This is a genomic window from Veillonella intestinalis (assembly GCF_943193155.1).
Taxonomy (GTDB): Bacteria; Bacillota; Negativicutes; order Veillonellales; family Veillonellaceae; genus Veillonella_A; species Veillonella_A intestinalis.
This window is the reverse complement of the sequence record NZ_CALPDB010000001.1, coordinates 364,363-382,528: the sequence shown is the minus strand read 5'-3', so window position 1 is coordinate 382,528 and position 18,166 is coordinate 364,363. Positions and strand designations below refer to the sequence as shown.

The window sequence follows — 18,166 nt, the reverse complement described above, 5'->3', positions numbered from 1 at the left end:
ATGAGTACAAAGCTTTTAAACATTGGATTTGGTAACATGGTTTCGGCAAATCGCCTAATTGCTATCATCAGTCCAGAGTCCGCGCCAATTAAACGAATGATTCAAGATGCGCGTGAAAAGAGTGTATTAGTAGATGCTACATATGGTCGTAAAACACGAGCTGTCTTAGTGATGGATAGTGGTCAGATTGTGTTATCAGCGATTCAACCAGAAACAGTAGCGCATCGTATTGTTCAAGCTACACCAGCTGAGTCTACGGAAGCGTAGGTGCTATTATGTCGGATAGAGGGATTTTGATTGTGTTATCTGGTCCTTCAGGGGCTGGTAAAGGGACTATTTGTGCCGAACTACGTAAACAAATGCCCAATCTTGTGTATTCAGTATCTATGACTACACGAGCACCACGCGTTGGTGAAGAAGAAGGGGTTAGTTATTTTTTTCGCAATAAGGAAACGTTTCAACAGCTTATCGAAGAAGATGCCTTCTTAGAATATGCTCAAGTATATGATAATTATTATGGCACGCCTAAGCAGCATGTAATGGATTTATTAAGCGAAGGCAAGAGCGTCATTTTAGAGATTGATATTCAAGGGGCTATGCAGGTAAAAGAGCGCTTTAGTGAAGCCGTGTTTATTTATATTGTACCGCCATCATTAGATATATTATCAAACCGTCTACGGGATCGTGGTACAGATGCTGCTGAGGTTATTGATAAGCGCCTTTCCAAAGCAAGCTCTGAATTAGCCTTAGCACATCGCTACGACTACATTGTGGTGAATGATATATTACCAGATGCAGTAGAAAAAGTGGCGTCCATTTTACGTGCTGAAGCTTGTAAAATTAAGCGAAATAAAGAAAAAATACAATATATTTATAAGCAATATGCGAAGTAAGGAGTAATGCGTTATGATGGTAAAACCTTTATTAAAGGATTTAGAAAAACATGTAGATAGTAAATATACATTGGTTACATTAGCAGCGAAGCGAGCTCGTGAATTAACCGATGGCGATGAAGCTATGGTTACCGGTCTTGATACAGATAAACCAGTATCAGTAGCGCTTCATGAAATTGCAGATGATAAAATTGGCTTTGCTCGTACTAAAGATGGTATTAAATAAAGCGTACGCTAAACGTGAACTATAATAGGTGTTGAGGATGAAAAATAAACACATAATCGTAGGTGTATCTGGTGGTATTGCTGCTTATAAAGCAGTAGAAGTAGTAAGTCGTCTTCGTAAATTAGGGGCAGAAGTAAAAGTTGTTATGACTGAAAATGCAACTAAATTTGTATCCCCTATGACATTTGGTGAAATTAGTGGACATCCAGTCGCTGTAAAGATGTTTGAAGATGTTCATGATTGGAATGTAGAGCACATTGCATTGGCTACTTGGGCTGATGCCTATGTAGTTGCACCTGCTACTGCTAATGTAATTGGTAAATTAGCATCTGGCATTGCTGATGATATGCTCACTACACAGCTTATGGCAACAAAAGCGCCTATCTTTTTATGCCCTGCTATGAATACTAATATGTATGAAAACCCTATTACGCAACGAAATATGAATACTTTACGAGAATTAGGCATGCATATTTTAGAAGCTGATAGTGGTCATTTAGCTTGTGGTGTAACGGGGAAAGGTCGTTTACCAGAACCAGCTCGCATTGTAGAGTGGTTATCTTTTCACATGATGAAAACTAATCTATTGTCTAATAAGACAGTAATCGTAACAGCTGGTGGTACACAAGAAGCTATCGATCCAGTGCGATATATTGGCAATCGTTCAAGCGGAAAAATGGGCTATGCTATAGCTGAACAAGCGGCCTTAGCTGGTGCTCGTACAATTTTAATTTCCGCGCCAACAAATTTGCCTGTGCCTTTTGGTGTAGAATTAGTTTCTGTTGATTCTGCTAGAGCTATGGAAGAAGCTGTAAATAGTCGCTATGAAGATTGTGATGCTGTTATTATGGCCGCTGCTGTAGCTGATTTTAGAGTCGAGAATATGGCTGACACAAAAATTAAGAAGATGGATACATTAGAACTTAAATTAGTCAAAAATCCAGACATTCTTAAAGGGCTAGGTGCGAATAAAACTCATCAAAAGTTAATTGGTTTTGCTGCGGAAACTCAAAATGTTATTGAATACGGCAAATCTAAGGTACTTAACAAAAATCTTGATATGTTAGTGGCCAATGATGTAAGTAAGCAAAATGCAGGCTTTAATGTTGACACTAATGAAGTTACCTTGATTTATCCAGGTGGTCAAGTTCGTCCATTGCCACTTATGACAAAAATTGATGTAGCTAAGCGAATTATTTCAGCCTTGGCAGAATTGTAATTCTATTGTATAATGAATCAGTGATATGAAGTATCACAATCAGTTTAATAATAACTTTTGTCTCATCAAGAGTAGTGGAGGGAAAGGCCCTGTGAAGCTACAGCAACCATTCATAATGAAAAGGTGCTAAGTCCGACGGTACTATGCCGAAAGATGGGGTTTGATTCCTCATCGTTTGGCTGATGAGGAATTTTTTTATGGAGGTATTGGGTAAATGGCTGAAAAACATGTTTTTTTCACATCAGAATCCGTAACAGAAGGTCATCCTGATAAAATTGCTGACCAAATTTCGGATGCTGTGCTTGATGCAATTCTTGCACAAGATCCAACGGCTCATGTTGCTTGCGAAACGCTCGTAACAACAGGTCAGGTTCATGTAGTAGGGGAAATTTCTACTAAATGTTATGTTGATATTAATCATATAGTGCGTGAAACTATTCGTGAAATTGGATATACTCGTGCTAAATATGGTTTTGATTGCGATACTTGTGGTGTTAATGTAGCGATTGATGAACAGTCCGTAGATATTGCTATGGGTGTTGATGATGCACTTGAAACTCGTGAAGGCGGAAGTGATAAATTTGATAAGATTGGTGCTGGTGACCAAGGTATGATGTTTGGTTACGCTACCAATGAAACAGAAGAATTTATGCCTATGCCAATCGCGTTGGCTCATCGTTTATCCCGTCAGTTAACTAAAGTTCGTAAAGATGGTACTTTACCATATCTTCGTCCCGATGGGAAAACTCAGGTAACTGTTGAATATGTAGATGGTGTGCCTAAGCGTATTGAAACTATCGTTATTTCTACACAACATGGTCCAGAAGTAACGCGTGAACAAATTGAAGCTGATTTAAAAGAATTAGTAATTAAACCAGTATTACCTGAAGGTTTTGTTGATGAAAATACTAAATTCTTTATTAATCCAACAGGCCGTTTTGTTATTGGTGGTCCTCAAGGGGATGCTGGTTTAACTGGTCGTAAAATTATTGTAGATACTTACGGTGGTATGGCTCGTCATGGGGGCGGTGCTTTCTCTGGTAAAGATCCTACAAAAGTTGACCGTAGTGCAGCGTATGCAGCTCGCTATGTAGCTAAAAACATTGTAGCAGCTGGCCTTGCTGATAAATGTGAAATTCAGATTGCTTACGCTATTGGCGTAGCAAAACCAGTATCCATTATGGTGGAAACTTTTGGCACTGCTAAAGTTGCGGAAGAAAAAATCGCGGAACTTGTTAAGAAACATTTTGACCTTCGTCCAGCAGGTATTATTGAAATGCTTGACTTGCTTCGTCCAATTTATCATCAAACAGCAGCATACGGTCACTTTGGTCGTACTGATGTTGATCTTCCTTGGGAACATACTGATAAAGCAGATATTCTTCGTAAAGAAGCAGGCTTATAATTAAAAATCGTCATACAAATAGGCATTCGACATTCTTAAGAATATTGTCGTTTCGTAATTTGTATGACGATTTTTTTATTGTATTCTAAGACTGTCTTTTATTTAAAAATATCGAAAAAAATGGTATAATAAAAAATACTGCAAAGGAGGGATAGTATGCGTGTAGCGGAGGTTATTATTAATCGCCCAGCAAAGAAAATGAATAGTCCATTCAGCTATGCTGTGCCGCCACAATTAGGCGAAATTGCCATTGGTACACGGGTAGCTGTCCCTTTAGGGCGAACAAAAGAAGAAGGTATACTTATTGGCTATCGTGAGTTAGATGAGATTCCTTCTTATGAAATCAAGCCTATTCAAGCAGTATTGGATAAAGAACCGTGGTTTACCCAGGAAATGCTAGCAACAGCAGAAAAATTAAGTAAATATTATTTATGCGCTTTATCGGAAGCGTTAAGTTTATTTACTATTGATAAGAAACAATTGAAAAGTTATGAACGGCCTAAAGAACAATGGCTAGTAGTGCAGCCCTGGTTTCAACCAGCGCATATTCCACTAAAACGGAAAAAGCAGCGAGAATTAGGTTTCTATTTACAAGAGTTAGGCACTGCATCGGTTCATAGCCTTCAAAAAGACGGTTTTACCTTACCGGTTATTAAACAAGTCATGATGTATGAAGGCATTACGGTAGAGGAGCGATATACTCAAACAAAGACAAAGTTTAATTCTTGTCCAATGAAAGAGTTATCCTTAACTGATGAGCAGCGCCAATGTTATGAACCGATTAAAACAGCGGTTACAAATTGTGTAGCTGATACTTTTTTATTACATGGTGTTACTGGTAGTGGCAAAACACAAATTTATATGAAAGCAGCCAGCGATTGCATTGCTATGGATCGTATTGCCATTGTACTGGTACCGGAAATTATGTTAACTAATCAAATTGTTACTCGGTTTGTAGAGGCATTTGGTGATGAAGTAGTGGTATTCCATAGTAAGTTAACGATTAGTGAGCGGTATAATAATTGGGAACGATTACGACGTAAAGATAGTCACATTATAATTGGTGCTCGGTCAGCTGTGTTTGCGCCTACTGAAGATATTGGGCTTATTATAGTAGATGAGGAGCATGATACATCATATAAACAAGAAGATATGGTCCGTTATCATGCTCGTGAAGTGGCTCAGTGGCGTTCTAAGGCCAATCATTGCCCTTTAATTTTAGGTTCGGCTACGCCATCTATTGAGTCGTATTATTTGGCTAAAGAGGGAATGTATAAGCTTTTAGAATTAAAGCATCGAATTTTTCACCAGCCATTACCTAAAGTACAGATTATTGATATGAAAGAAGAAATGATGTATGGCAATTATTCTGTATTTTCAGGAGCCATGAGTCATTTAATTCGTCAAACGCTAGCGAATAAAGAACAGATGATTGTTTTATTGAATCGTCGTGGGTATAGTACCTTTGTTATGTGTCGTGAATGTGGTGAACCGATTAAGTGTCCTCATTGTGATGTTGCTATGGTATATCACCAAAGTGGTGATGCGTTACGATGTCATTATTGTGAATATCATGAGCCTGTACCAAAAGTATGTCCTCATTGTGGTAGCCAGAAGATTAAATTCTTTGGTTCTGGCACACAAAAAGTAGAAGAAGAATTACAGCGTAATTTTCCAAAGGCTCGTATTGCCCGTTTAGATCAAGATGTCACCGCTAAAAAGGGCAATGGTGAACAAATTCTGGCTGATTTTGGTGCTGGGGCATACGATATTTTACTAGGTACTCAAATGGTGGCGAAAGGTCATGATTTTAAAGGTGTTACTGCCGTTGGCGTATTGACAGCGGACTCGGTATTAAATATTCCTTTATATAGTGCTTCAGAGCGAACCTTTGACTTATTAACACAGGTAGCAGGCCGTGCTGGACGAAGTACGGGGAAAGGGCAAGTAGTAATTCAAACCTATAATCCGCTACATTATGCTATAATAAAGAGTAAGGCTCATGATTATATTGGCTTTTATAATGAAGAAATACAGGCCCGTGAAATGCTCGGGTATCCACCGCTAGGCGCGATGATGCATTTTCGAATCCAGCATAAAGAGTCATCTAAAGCGATGGCCATTGCAGAAAAGATTGTTACTGCGTTGGAGCCTTTTGCAGTGCCAGGTGAGCTTGATATTATGGGGCCTTATGAAGAAGGTATCAAGAAAGTACGTGATTTATATCGTGTGGCTATTATGGTGCGAGGCAATAATTTAGAGTCCATAAAAGACTTTATATACAATTCATGGATTTTTACACAAGAAGGATTACATATTGATGTAGATCCTGTTTAATAGGAGGAAGTATGGCAGTTTTAGATATTGTAAAAGCGGGACATCCCGTATTAAAAAAAGTGGCAGAGCCAGTTGACTTTGTGAATAAAAAATTACGTCAATTATTAGATGATATGGCGGAAACTATGCGTGTTGCTGATGGTTGTGGTTTAGCAGCACCGCAAGTTAATGTTTCACAACGAATCATTGTAGTGGACGACGGTACTGGCTTACAAGAATTTATTAACCCAGAAATTGTTAAAGCCGATGGTGAGCAAATCGGTGTGGAAGGTTGTTTAAGTGTACCAGGGTATTTTGGTGATGTTAAACGTTATCAAGATATCGAAGTTCACTATATTGATCGTCATAATAAAAAGAAAAAATTAAAAGCGGAAGGCTTTTTAGCTCGAATTATTCAACATGAAATTGATCATTTAAATGGTATTTTATTCATAGAAAAAGTAGAAGCTGCTTATAAATTAAAAGATGAAAATGCAGTGGCTATGGCAGAAGCGGAAGCAGATATTGTAAAAGAATCAGCACAAGCATAGGAGGTATACATGGAGTCATTACGGGTTATTTTTATGGGAACCCCTGATTTTGCTGTACCTACTTTACAGGCTTTAATTGATGGCCCGCATAAAGTAGTCGGCGTTTTTTGCCAGCCAGATAAACAAAAAGGACGTGGCAAAAAAGTGCAAATGCCACCAGTTAAAGAGTGTGCTTTAGCAGCTGATGCACCTGTATATCAACCAGTTACGTTACGTGATGAAGAGTCTGAAACCTTATTGCGTTCGCTAGCACCTGATGTGGTAGTAGTAGTCGCTTATGGTAAAATTTTACCGCCATGGCTTATTCGTTTACCTAAATATGGATGCATTAATGTACATGCATCCTTATTACCAAAATATCGTGGTGCCGCACCGATCCATTGGGCTATTTTAAATGGCGATACGGAAACAGGCGTGACAATTATGCAAATGAATGATGGCCTAGATACAGGTGATATGCTTGAAATCATTCCGTTAGGGATAAAACCAGATGAAACAACGGGTGAATTATTTGACCGTATAGCACCTATGGGGGGCGAAGTCATTAACGAAGTGTTAGCAAAAGCTATAGCTGGCACTCTACAACCGGTTAAGCAGGACAATACATTGGCTACTTATGCTAATAAGATAACCAAAGACATGGGAGCCTTAGATTGGAATTGCAGCGCTGAGGAATTGGCTAATCAAATTAGAGGTCTTAGTCCAGCGCCAGGCTGTTTCACTTTTTTTGACGATGGTAAACGTATTAAAGTATGGCAAGCACATGTAGTTAAAGATACCACCTTACTATCCAATTTATTACCTAATGTAGCTACAACTATGCCAGGTACAATTGTAGCTGTAACAGAGAAAAGTTTCTTTGTAACTACTGGCAGTGGTGTATTAGAAATAGTAGAAGTACAGCCAGATAATAAGAAACGCATGAACGCTGGCGACTTTTGTCGTGGACATCAAGTAAAGGCAGGATTAACACTGAATGCGTAATCAACAAGAAAGCTTAGGACAATATCCTTTGTATTTTAAATTAACCTTTGCTGTATTTGTTATTCTCACTTTATTATGGGCAGTTTTAGGCTATTTATTATGGCCTGGGCTACATCGCTGGGGTGAACCTATAGCGATTACAGCAGAAATTCTTTTAGCTCTATTTCCTTTACTCTGTTGGATTATGTGGGGAAGTATGGCCTTAGCAGCAACGAGTCATTTACGAATTCATCCCATTTGGCTTCGTATTAGTAATCGTTGGCTCTATGCATTTTTTCCGTTTGTTTTATTAATCGGTAAAATTGTAGGTATCACTAAAGATAAGGCTAGTCAAGCACTAATTGATTTAATTAACCATTTAGTTGAGTTAAATTTGTATAAAGTACCAGCTGATCGAGTGCTACTATTAACGCCTCATTGTTTACAACAAAGTGATTGTGTGCATAAAGTAACAACGGATGTTCATAATTGTAAACGCTGTGGACGCTGTCAGGTAGGAACTTTACTTGATATTGCAGATACATATGGGTGTAAATTTGTAGTAGTTACTGGCGGCACTTTGGCAAGGCTTATGATTAAAAATATTAGACCTAAAGCCATTGTGGCCATTGCTTGTGAACGAGATTTAGTGAGTGGTATGAATGATGTATTTCCAATTCCTGTTATAGGTGTACTTAATGAGCGTCCTTGCGGACCTTGTTGTAATACACGGGTAGATACAGACCGAATTAAAGATGTAGTGGAGAAGTTAATTAATGGCTAACATGCAAACATCGAGGCAAACCTCGCAAGGACAAGTAAATATTCGCCGCTTAGCCGTACAAGCTTTATTAACGATTAATCGTGACGGAGCGTATGCCAATATTGTGTTGCAACAAATATTGGCCGAACAACACTTAGGAGATGTGGATCGCCGTTTTTTTACAGAACTTGTGTATGGTGTAGTTCGTCGAAAAAACTATTTAGATGCTATTATTGAAGGCTTAGCCAAAAGACCTTTACGCAAATTATCTTCGATTGTAGTTGAAATTTTACGATTAGGGCTTTATCAGCTTATTTATATGGATAAAGTACCTGATAGTGCTGCTGTCAATGAAAGTGTTAAGCTGGCTAAAAAAATGGCTAGAGGCCTTGATGGTTTTGTAAATGGTGTATTGCGCAATTTTATTCGTAATCGTGATAGCTTTAGCATTGATGAATTAGCTACAAGTGAAGTGGAGCGTTTAGCATTTATTTATAACCAGCCTCTTTGGCTATTAGAACATTGGCTAACTATTTATGGTGAAGAAAAAACCCTTGGTCTATGTGCTTGGTTTAACGAACGACCTAAACTGACCGCCCGCATCAATACTTTAAAGCTTTCCATTCCTGAAGCACTGAAGGCGATAGAAGAGGCTGGCTGGGAAGTAGAGCCAACGGGTAAACTGCCAGAAGCAGTACATATTACGCGCCATCATGGGTCTTTAGAAAACTCTTCATTAGTAAAAGATGGTATTTTAACCTTTTCTGATGAAGCTTCTATGGCCGTAGCCTATGTAGTGGATCCTAAGCCGGGTGAGCATATTCTTGATTGCTGTGCCGCTCCAGGGGGGAAAACAATGCATATGGCAGCTCGCATGAATAATGAGGGTCGTATTATAGCTGATGATATTCATGAGCATAAATTAGGGCTCATGGCTACAAATGCGAAACGATTAGGTGTTACTAACGCTGAGTTTAAATTGCAAGACGCCACAAAGCTACCTTCTGAGTGGCAAGAAACATTTGATAAAGTATTAGTAGATGCGCCTTGCTCAGGTCTAGGTATTTTACAGCGGAAGCTAGATATGCGTTGGCATAAAACAGCCGAGTCTTTACAATCATTACCGCTTTTACAGTTTGATATTTTAGAACAAGCTGCTAAAACAGTAAAGAACGGCGGTGTACTTGTATATTCAACTTGTACTATTAATGAAGCCGAAAACGAAGAGGTAGTTAATAAATTTTTAGCTACTCATAGTGAATTTGTCTTAGAAGATAGTGCTCCGTTTTTACCATTTCCTGTAACAGGTCCAATGATTACGTTATGGCCGCAACGAGATGAAATGGATGGCTTTTTTATAGCACGCCTACGTAAACAGGGTTAATACTTACAAAATTGATTACTTAAGGATATAATTATGATAGAATTATTAGGTAAGAACCTCACAGAATTACAAACCATAATTGTGGAAGCAGGATTTCCAAAGTTTCGTGCCAAGCAAATTATGGATTACATATATAAACGTTATGTTTTTGATTTCGAAGCGATGCAACAATTACCAAGCAATATGCGTGACTGGTTAGTAAAGGAGTGCGTAATTTCTATTCCAGAAGTGGTGACTGAAAAGACTGCGCCCGATGGTCTAACCAAAAAATTACTGTTAAAACTTTCAGATGGTAATCAAGTGGAAACAGTGTTAATGAAACAGCATTATGGTAATTCAGTTTGTGTATCTTCACAAGTAGGCTGTGCTATGGGTTGTGTGTTTTGCGCTTCTACCACAGGTGGCTTATACCGGAATTTAGAAACTCATGAAATTGTGGCACAAGTACTACTTTTTGGTGCTTTACTAAAAGAGCGGATTCACTCCATCGTAGTCATGGGAGCCGGCGAACCACTACAAAATTATACCAACACTATTAATGCACTTCGTCTGCTTCATGAAAAAGAAGCCTTTGATATTGGCTATCGTCGTATGACCTTATCTACTTGTGGTGTTGTAGAGAATATCTATTTGCTAGCTGATGAAGGTATTCCTATTACCTTAGCACTTAGTTTACATGCCCCAAATGATACTATTCGATGTGAAATTATGCCAATTGGTGCTCACTATAATTTAGAAGATGTATTGGCATCAGTAAAAACTTATTATGAAAAAACTGATCGTCGAGTTACATTTGAATATATATTAATTGATGGTATTAATTCATCTATTGAAAATGCACATGAATTAGGTGAATTGGTAAAAGATTTTCCAAATTGTAATGTTAATTTAATTCCTGTTAATGGGAATGAACATATTCAACTGTTTAAACCGTCACGACGCCAAATGGAAGCTTTTAAAAATATTGTAGCTTCTTATGGTGTAGCTGTAACTGTGCGTAAAGAAATGGGCGATGCTATTCAAGCTGCCTGTGGACAATTAAAAGTGCAACACGCTCAGAAACAGTCTGAATGATTGAAACATGTGTGAAGGAGGACCTATGAAAAGTATAGGCATGAGTAAAATTGGTTTAGTGCGTCAGCGCAATGAAGACCGATTTTATATTGGCGATTCCTTTTGTATAGTCACTGATGGAATGGGTGGCTATAAAGGTGGTGAAATCGCAAGTACCATGGTAGTCGATACTATATCGGCAGAATTACAGGCAGCAGACACTATTTCTGTAGACACGTTACGTCAAGCAGTGGCTAAAGCGAATATAGCTGTTTTTGATCGAGTACAAGCTACACCAGAATTAGAAGGAATGGGAACAACGGCTGTTGTAGCCTATGTAGTGGGGACTACTTTATATTGGGCTAATGTAGGCGATAGTCGGCTTTATGTTTTTCATGAGGGAGAACTTACACAAATAAGTATTGACCATTCGATGGTACAAGTTTTGTATGATGCTGGTGAATTAGCTGCTGACGATATGTTACAACATCCGCAACGCAATGTATTAACTCGTGCGGTTGGCGTAGGGGCAGTCGTCGATATAGATGGCGGTGAATATAAGTTAGCTCCAGGGGATAGAATTTTGTTGTGTTCTGATGGCCTCACTGGTTACATCGAGCAAAGTATAATTGAAGAAGCCTTCCGTAAGGAAGCAAAAGATGAACGTCTTATTGAGGACTTAATGACCTTAGTTTACGATCATGGGGCTCGAGATAATGTGACAATAGTGATAGGTACTGTTGACTAGGAGTGAGGTGAGAACATGAAAGAAACAGCAACAAAATTACAAGACTTAGTTCTTGATAATCGCTATAAAATAATTTCTAAAATTGGCGTTGGTGGCATGGCTGATGTATTTAAAGGGGAAGACTTATTATTAGGCCGTCCTGTAGCTATTAAAGTATTGCACCAAAACTTTGCTGGTGATGATGATTTCGTAGCCCGCTTCAAACGAGAGGCTCAAGCAGCTGGTAAACTAAGCCATCCTAATATTGTGAGCATGTACGATGTAGGATTTGATCAAGGATATCACTATATTGTCATGGAATACATTGAAGGGGAAACCTTAAAAGAATATATTACTCGACATGAACGATTGCCTATTGATAATGCAGTTAAATTTACAATCGCTATTGCTGAAGGGTTAGAACATGCCCATGCAATGGGAATTGTTCATTGTGATATAAAACCCCATAATGTATTAATAACTAAACAAGGTCGCATTAAGGTTACTGATTTTGGTATTGCCCGTGCTATGAATGCTGGCACAACTATGATGTATACAAATTCCATTATGGGATCTGCTCATTATTTATCACCCGAGCAAGCTAGTGGCAAGCCAGTTAATGGAAGCACTGATATCTATTCCTTAGGGGCTGTGCTTTATGAAATGCTAACAGGCCGAGTTCCTTATGAAGGTGAAACGCCGATTAGCGTTGCTTTAAAACATGTAAGAGAAAAATTAATATCCCCAACTCGTTATAATCCGAGTATTCCTACTTTATTAGAGTCAGCGGTTATTAAATCATTAGCGAAACGACCAGAGGATCGTTTTAATAATATATCTGAAATGATTTCAGCACTGCGCATGTCACAAGGCTTTGTAAGTAGTAATAGTGGTCGACGCGTACCGCATGACTTTGGTACTCAAGTTATGGTGCCTGTTAGTGAATCACCATATGGTGAATTAGAAGAGGATGATGTTTATTATGGAAACGAGCCAGTTAAAGAAAGTTGGCTTACTAAATTATCTCGCTTACCACAAAAATATATTTTGTTAGGGGCTTTTTTCGTCTTTTTATTAGCGTTTGCTTGGGCCTTTTTAAGTTTTGGTAATTTCTGGAGCAATGCTACTGTCGATGTACCAAATGTAGTGGGGAAACAAGTATCGGTAGCTAAACATATTTTAGAGGATAATCACCTACGTGTTTCTACAAGTGAAGTGTCTAATCCTGATGTTCCAGCAGGACAAGTTATTTCACAAAGCCCTGAAGCTGGCGAACAAGTTAAAGAACAGCGGACAGTTCATTTAGTAGTAAGTAAAGGTGTAGGCGATATTACTATGCCAGATATTACAGGGATGACCTTAGAACAAGCTAAGAGTCGTTTAAAAGGGCTAGGCTTAGTTGTAGGTAAGATAACAACAGCTTCTGAAGATGGCAAGGAAGATGGGGTCATTTTAATGCAATCACCACCGAGTGATTCAAAGGTGACTAAAGGAACCACTGTCGATGTTACTGTTAATCGAGTTAAAGTTCAAAAAATAGAATTACCTAATTTAGTAGGAATGACTATTAAAGAGGCTAAAGAAGCATTGACTGCTTTAGGCCTTACAGTAGGTCCAATTAGTGGAAGTAGTGAAGATACAGCAGTTGTAACACAACAAAATCCAGAATCGGGTAGTTCCTTAGATGCTAATACAGCCGTATCCTTAACTGGAGAAGTGAAGAAAAAGGCTGACCCAAAACCAAGTGATAGTTCCGTAACTAAGGGCACAGTAGATATTACAGTTCCATCTGGAAAAGCTAATCAATCCGTTCGTATTGTTGTAACCGATGATGCTGGCTCGAATACAGTCTTTGATGGAACAGCTCAACCGGGCGAACGAATTGTAAAAGATGTGTCGGGTACTGGAAAAGTTCAAATTCAAGTATATTTAAATGGCGCTTTAGTACAAGATCAAACATTATAGGAGGACTATGAATACAGGCATTGTCATTAAAAATATGAACGGTTATTTCTATGTACAGGATGAAGTGGGGAATGTTCATGAATGTAAAGTACGTGGTCGTTTAAAACAAGGACGTTACTCTTTATTAGTAGGTGATCGAGTAACATTTGACCCTGCTGGAACAATTGAAAAAATACTCCCACGTCATAATGAGTTGAAACGACCTCATGTAGCTAATTTAGATCAAGTAATTTTAGTAGTAGCAGCTCATGAGCCTGATATTAATGAATTATTACTTAATAAGCTAATTGTAATGATTGAGCATGCCGATATTCCGTTAGTACTTTGTATTAATAAATGTGACTTAAAAGATGAGAGTACCGCTGCTTTAGCGGCGGTATATCGTAAAATTGGTTATACTGTAATTCTTACTTCAACGCGAACAGGCGAAGGCCTTGAAGATTTAAAAGTGCAATTACATCATAAAGTAAGTGCTTTTGCAGGTCCTTCCGGTGTAGGTAAAAGTAGTTTACTTAATGGTATTGAACCGTCTTTTGCTTTTCAAACTGGGGAAGTGAGTGATAAAATAAAAAGAGGACGTCACACAACCCGTCATGCCTCTTTATATAGTTTAGACGGCGACTCTTTTATCATGGATACGCCTGGTTTTAGTGCTATTGACTTTAGCGATATATCTGAAGAACGTTTACCGTCTTTATATCCTGAATTCTTAGCTGCGGAAGAATCCTGTAAATTTAGCCCTTGCTACCATGAACATGAGCCTGTGTGTGGCGTAAAAGAAGCGTTAGAAAATGGTCAAATTAGTGCTGGCCGATATGAATCGTATTTAGTCATTCGCGAAGAAATTCGCAGTCAAAGGAAATGGTGAGAATATGGTAAAAATTGCACCTTCTATGTTATCCGCTGATTTTGCGCGTCTACAAGAAGAAATAAAAAGCATTGAATTAAGTGGAGCTGATTTATTACATATTGATATCATGGATGGACATTTTGTGCCAAATCTCACATTTGGTGCTCCCGTAATTAAGGCATTACGCAAACATACAGCATTGCCTTTTGATGTGCATTTAATGGTAACTAATCCTGCTGATTATGTTAAAGCCTTTGCTGATATTGGGACTGAATATTTTACATTTCATGCTGAGGCCACACCTCATATGCACCGCTTAGTACAGGAAATTAAATCCTATGGTATGAAAGCAGGGGTATCTTTAAATCCATCCACACCAGTAGCTGTATTGGAAGACATTGCTGGTGATTTAGATATGATTTTAATTATGAGCGTCAATCCTGGTTTTGGGGGACAATCATTTATTCCTCATGCAGTTCGCAAAATAAAAAAAGCAAAAGCTTTATTTGAGTATTTTGAAAACACAAATGCCGTTGTTGAAGTGGATGGCGGTGTTAATTTAGAAACGGCTCCTTTAGTTCGTGAAGCTGGTGCAGATATTTTAGTGGCTGGTTCAGCTGTCTTTGGGGCAACTGATAGAGCAGATATGATTCGTTCTTTACGCGGTTAGTGAGAAAAGCTCCTGATTTTCAGGGGCTTTTATTTTAGACGCAATGGGAAAGGTAATTCCATGAAAATTGGCACAGATATAATTGAAATTGCAAGAATTGCTAAGGCTGTAACTAAAGATAATTTTGCAAATCGTGTGTATACAGTAGAAGAATTAAAGTATGCAAATAGTCGTGGTAAGCAAGAAGCTGCGTCGTTGGCTGGGATGTATGCGGCAAAAGAAGCATTTGTTAAGGCCTTAGGAACAGGTTTTAGAGAAGGTTCTTGGCAAGATTTGGAAATACGCCGAGATAAACTAGGCGCTCCACATTTTATCTTGCAAGGTAAATTCAAAGATATATTTGAGGCTAGGGGATTTACTCAAATCGAAGTCACGATTAGTCATTGTCATACCTACGCAGTGGCTACAGTACTGTTGGTATAATTGCTTATCCAAGGGATGTATGCTTAAACAAATATAGTATATAAAAGATTGCTACAGGGTTAGAAAGGAGTTTTTATGCGTATTTTAGCCAAAGAAGAGGCTCAATTTATTGATCAATGGGCTCCCACAAAAGGTCATTTACCGTTAGCTGTGCTCATGGAAAATGCTGGACGTGGTGTGGCCGAAGCAATTGTAACTGCTTTTGAAGAAGTAGAAGGACCTTTAGAAGTCGTTATTGTAGCTGGTAAAGGTAATAATGGTGCTGATGGTTTAGTAGCGGCTCGCCAATTAGAAGAATGGGGGCACGAAGTTCGCATCGTTGTTCCTAATGATAATAAAGCAGGTTCCCCCTTATTTCAGGCACAACTGGCTACCATTGAAGCTTTAGAAATTCCTGTGCTCACCCTAGAGGACGGCGATGTTTTTGAAGCTGCTCATGTTATTGTTGATGGATTAGTTGGCACAGGCTTAAGTGGGGAATTACAAGAGCCTATTTTAGAATTATTGGATCGCATGGAAGCTCATGTTGATACATATCCAGATACTCTCTTAGTAGCGATTGATGTGCCATCAGGGCTTGATGCCAATACTGGTGCTGTCGCTACAGGAACGTTAGGCGTGGATATGACAGTTACCTTTGGGGCTCCTAAACAGGGAATGTGCCTGTATCCTGGAAAATCCTATTGTGGTGAAATTATTATCAAAGGTTTGGGCTTTGCGTGGGAAACTGCGCTCTTAGATGAGAGTAATGAATATTTTCCTACAGAATTGATTACAGCTGATTTAGTAGCTGCTTTATTGCCAGAACGCGAGCCAACAGCTCATAAAGGGACTAATGGTCATACTTTGATTATTGGTGGTTCAGATGGTATGATAGGGGCCCCATTACTAGCGGCAGAAGCTGCCATTTATACGGGCGCTGGTAAAGTAACTACAGTGGTTCCTTCTAATTGTTTGACTATGCTACAGACTAAAGTAATGCCTGAAGTTATGACCGGTTCTTTTGGCAATTTACTTCATTTACGCATGCATAGTGTGGATAAAGAAGCGGTTGTTATTGGCCCTGGCTTAGGCCGCAATGAAGAAACGACTACATTGGCTAAGAATTTTATGACAACCACAGCGGTTCCTCTCATAATTGATGCAGATGCTCTTTGGGCTTTAGGTCATATGGATATTATAGGGGCTGAATTTAGTAAGCGAGAGCGCCCTGTGATTATGACCCCTCATCCTGGTGAATTTGCTCGCCTTACAGGACTCACCATTGAAACGATAGAAGCTAACCGTATTGAAGCAGCACGTCAATTTGCTATAAAATACCAAGTCGTATTAGTTCTAAAAGGAGCTCCTACAGTTATAGCTTCACCAGATGGTTTAGTAGCTGTTAACAACAGTGGCAATGAAGGTATGGGCACTGGTGGTATGGGTGATGCGTTAACCGGTATTATTGCAAGTTTATTAGGTCAAGGCTTAGAAGAAGTAGAAGCCGCTATGGCCGGTGTATATCTTCATGGAGCTGCGGCTGATGTATTATATGAAGAGCGTCATCAAGGATTTACCCCGTCTGAAGTAAGTCGTCAGGTACCGTATGTAATGACAGCTTTAATGGAAGAAGAATAAGTCAGGTGAAGTATGCAATATTATATTAAACGTTGGCTTACGTATATTACACTCGTAATTGCTTTAGTTGTTGGCTCTTTAACAGTTAGTGGCTGTAATTTACAAGCTAATATTCCTAATTTAGGTCAAAGTGGTCATAGCACCGCATCAAGTCAAAGTGCTGACATATCAGGTACACTCGATGTATATACATTAGATATAGGGCAAGGGGATGCGCATTTAATTAAAGTAGGTGATGAGTATACCTTAATTGATACTGGTGAGGTTGATCATCGAGAGCGTTTAATTGCCTTATTAAAACAGTACAATGTAAAATCCTTAAAAAATGTAATTATTACTCATCCTCATGCGGATCATATGGGTGGTTTTTATGCCTTAATTAAAGCGGGGATTCCTATTAGTCACGTATATGATAATGGCATGGACGCTACTACATCCGTATATAAAACATATGTAAAGAATATTACTAATAAAAAAATTCCTCTTACAGCTCTATATAAAGGGGATACAGTTGATTTAGGCAATGGGGCAACCTTCACTGTATATGCGCCTACAAAAGGAGATTATATACTGGATAATAAAGGTCGATCTGATCCTAATGATAATAGCATTGTAGGTAAATTAGTGTTTGGCAAATTTTCTATGCTCTTTACTGGTGATGCCTCTCGAGCGGAAGAAAACCGTTTAACAAAAGAGGAAAATACTAAACTATCAAGCCGAGTTATTAAAGTAGGCCACCACGGTAGTGCTAGTTCATCACAAAAAGACTTTTTACGCTCTGTTCGACCAGAACTGGCTGTGATCTCGGTAGGCTTACATAATGATTATGGACATCCTACATCACAGGCCTTAAAACGTCTCAATTCTGAGAATATTTTAGTATACCGTACAGATACGCAAGGGACAATTCGCATTCATACAGATGGCAATACTTGGAATGTAACAACGGAACGATAAATCTTGTCAAGTAAAAACTAAAAGACTATTATTTAAAACATACGCTCCTATAGGAATGGTAAAACCCTTTTGAATCGGGCTTTACACGCTATAGGAGCGTATGTTTGCTTTGTGAACAGTCTATGAAAATCATGGGCTTTTCAAGAATCTTGGAAAACCTATGTTATAATAAACTAAACAT

Annotated in this window: 18 protein-coding genes and 1 riboswitch; all 18 genes read left to right on the top strand. The window is 38.6% G+C overall.

The genetic code is table 11. The features are described 5' to 3' along the window. Complete coding sequence (gene remA / locus NFR44_RS01750) at nucleotides 1-267, top strand: extracellular matrix/biofilm regulator RemA (protein WP_115309612.1); 267 nt, start codon at nucleotides 1-3, stop codon at nucleotides 265-267. An 8-nt stretch (nucleotides 268-275) separates the two neighbouring features. Then, nucleotides 276-893, top strand: coding sequence for a guanylate kinase (gmk, locus tag NFR44_RS01745; RefSeq protein ID WP_251440524.1), 618 nt, complete (start codon nucleotides 276-278; stop codon nucleotides 891-893). A gap of 13 nt (nucleotides 894-906) precedes the next feature. Further along, complete coding sequence (rpoZ, locus tag NFR44_RS01740; protein ID WP_251440522.1) at nucleotides 907-1,119, top strand: DNA-directed RNA polymerase subunit omega; 213 nt, start codon at nucleotides 907-909, stop codon at nucleotides 1,117-1,119. A 37-nt stretch (nucleotides 1,120-1,156) separates the two neighbouring features. Beyond that, nucleotides 1,157-2,338, top strand: coding sequence for a bifunctional phosphopantothenoylcysteine decarboxylase/phosphopantothenate--cysteine ligase CoaBC (gene coaBC / locus NFR44_RS01735; RefSeq protein WP_251440518.1), 1,182 nt, complete (start codon nucleotides 1,157-1,159; stop codon nucleotides 2,336-2,338). Nucleotides 2,339-2,397: 59 nt separating this feature from the next. After that, nucleotides 2,398-2,498, top strand: a riboswitch (SAM riboswitch). Nucleotides 2,499-2,552: 54 nt separating this feature from the next. Then, the gene (metK, locus tag NFR44_RS01730; protein ID WP_251440515.1) at nucleotides 2,553-3,743 is read left to right on the top strand and encodes a methionine adenosyltransferase; all 1,191 of its coding nucleotides are present in this window, start codon (nucleotides 2,553-2,555) and stop codon (nucleotides 3,741-3,743) included. Between the two features lie 156 nt (nucleotides 3,744-3,899). Beyond that, complete coding sequence (gene priA, locus NFR44_RS01725; RefSeq protein WP_251440513.1) at nucleotides 3,900-6,080, top strand: replication restart helicase PriA; 2,181 nt, start codon at nucleotides 3,900-3,902, stop codon at nucleotides 6,078-6,080. Nucleotides 6,081-6,091: 11 nt separating this feature from the next. Further along, nucleotides 6,092-6,610: a peptide deformylase gene (gene def / locus NFR44_RS01720; protein ID WP_251440511.1), complete on the top strand. Its 519-nt coding sequence runs from the start codon at nucleotides 6,092-6,094 to the stop codon at nucleotides 6,608-6,610. 9 nt (nucleotides 6,611-6,619) lie between these two features. Next, on the top strand, nucleotides 6,620-7,594 hold the full coding sequence (gene fmt / locus NFR44_RS01715) for a methionyl-tRNA formyltransferase (RefSeq protein ID WP_251440509.1): 975 nt from the start codon (nucleotides 6,620-6,622) through the stop codon (nucleotides 7,592-7,594). Next, on the top strand, nucleotides 7,587-8,357 hold the full coding sequence (locus NFR44_RS01710; protein ID WP_251440507.1) for a DUF116 domain-containing protein: 771 nt from the start codon (nucleotides 7,587-7,589) through the stop codon (nucleotides 8,355-8,357). The genes fmt and NFR44_RS01710 overlap by 8 nt, the downstream gene beginning before the upstream one ends. Then, nucleotides 8,350-9,720 (top strand): 16S rRNA (cytosine(967)-C(5))-methyltransferase RsmB, encoded by a 1,371-nt coding sequence (rsmB, locus tag NFR44_RS01705; RefSeq protein ID WP_251440505.1) that lies wholly within the window; start codon nucleotides 8,350-8,352, stop codon nucleotides 9,718-9,720. Before NFR44_RS01710 ends, rsmB begins: the two co-directional genes overlap by 8 nt. Nucleotides 9,721-9,753: 33 nt before the next feature. Next, nucleotides 9,754-10,794: a dual-specificity RNA methyltransferase RlmN gene (rlmN, locus tag NFR44_RS01700; protein WP_251440503.1), complete on the top strand. Its 1,041-nt coding sequence runs from the start codon at nucleotides 9,754-9,756 to the stop codon at nucleotides 10,792-10,794. Between the two features lie 25 nt (nucleotides 10,795-10,819). Further along, nucleotides 10,820-11,521 carry a Stp1/IreP family PP2C-type Ser/Thr phosphatase gene (locus NFR44_RS01695; protein ID WP_251440501.1) on the top strand — a complete coding sequence of 234 codons (702 nt, stop codon included), beginning with the start codon at nucleotides 10,820-10,822 and terminating at the stop codon, nucleotides 11,519-11,521. A gap of 15 nt (nucleotides 11,522-11,536) precedes the next feature. Further along, complete coding sequence (pknB, locus tag NFR44_RS01690; protein WP_251440499.1) at nucleotides 11,537-13,465, top strand: Stk1 family PASTA domain-containing Ser/Thr kinase; 1,929 nt, start codon at nucleotides 11,537-11,539, stop codon at nucleotides 13,463-13,465. A 7-nt stretch (nucleotides 13,466-13,472) separates the two neighbouring features. After that, nucleotides 13,473-14,333, top strand: coding sequence for a ribosome small subunit-dependent GTPase A (gene rsgA, locus NFR44_RS01685; protein ID WP_251440497.1), 861 nt, complete (start codon nucleotides 13,473-13,475; stop codon nucleotides 14,331-14,333). A 4-nt stretch (nucleotides 14,334-14,337) separates the two neighbouring features. Further along, nucleotides 14,338-14,985 (top strand): ribulose-phosphate 3-epimerase, encoded by a 648-nt coding sequence (gene rpe / locus NFR44_RS01680; protein WP_251440495.1) that lies wholly within the window; start codon nucleotides 14,338-14,340, stop codon nucleotides 14,983-14,985. A gap of 60 nt (nucleotides 14,986-15,045) precedes the next feature. After that, nucleotides 15,046-15,408, top strand: coding sequence for a holo-ACP synthase (gene acpS, locus NFR44_RS01675; protein WP_251440491.1), 363 nt, complete (start codon nucleotides 15,046-15,048; stop codon nucleotides 15,406-15,408). A gap of 75 nt (nucleotides 15,409-15,483) precedes the next feature. Next, a complete protein-coding gene (locus NFR44_RS01670; protein ID WP_251440487.1) occupies nucleotides 15,484-17,028 on the top strand; it encodes an NAD(P)H-hydrate dehydratase in 1,545 nt (514 codons plus the stop codon). Nucleotides 17,029-17,040: 12 nt separating this feature from the next. Next, the gene (locus NFR44_RS01665; RefSeq protein WP_251440483.1) at nucleotides 17,041-17,985 is read left to right on the top strand and encodes a ComEC/Rec2 family competence protein; all 945 of its coding nucleotides are present in this window, start codon (nucleotides 17,041-17,043) and stop codon (nucleotides 17,983-17,985) included. Nucleotides 17,986-18,166 lie beyond the last annotated feature (181 nt).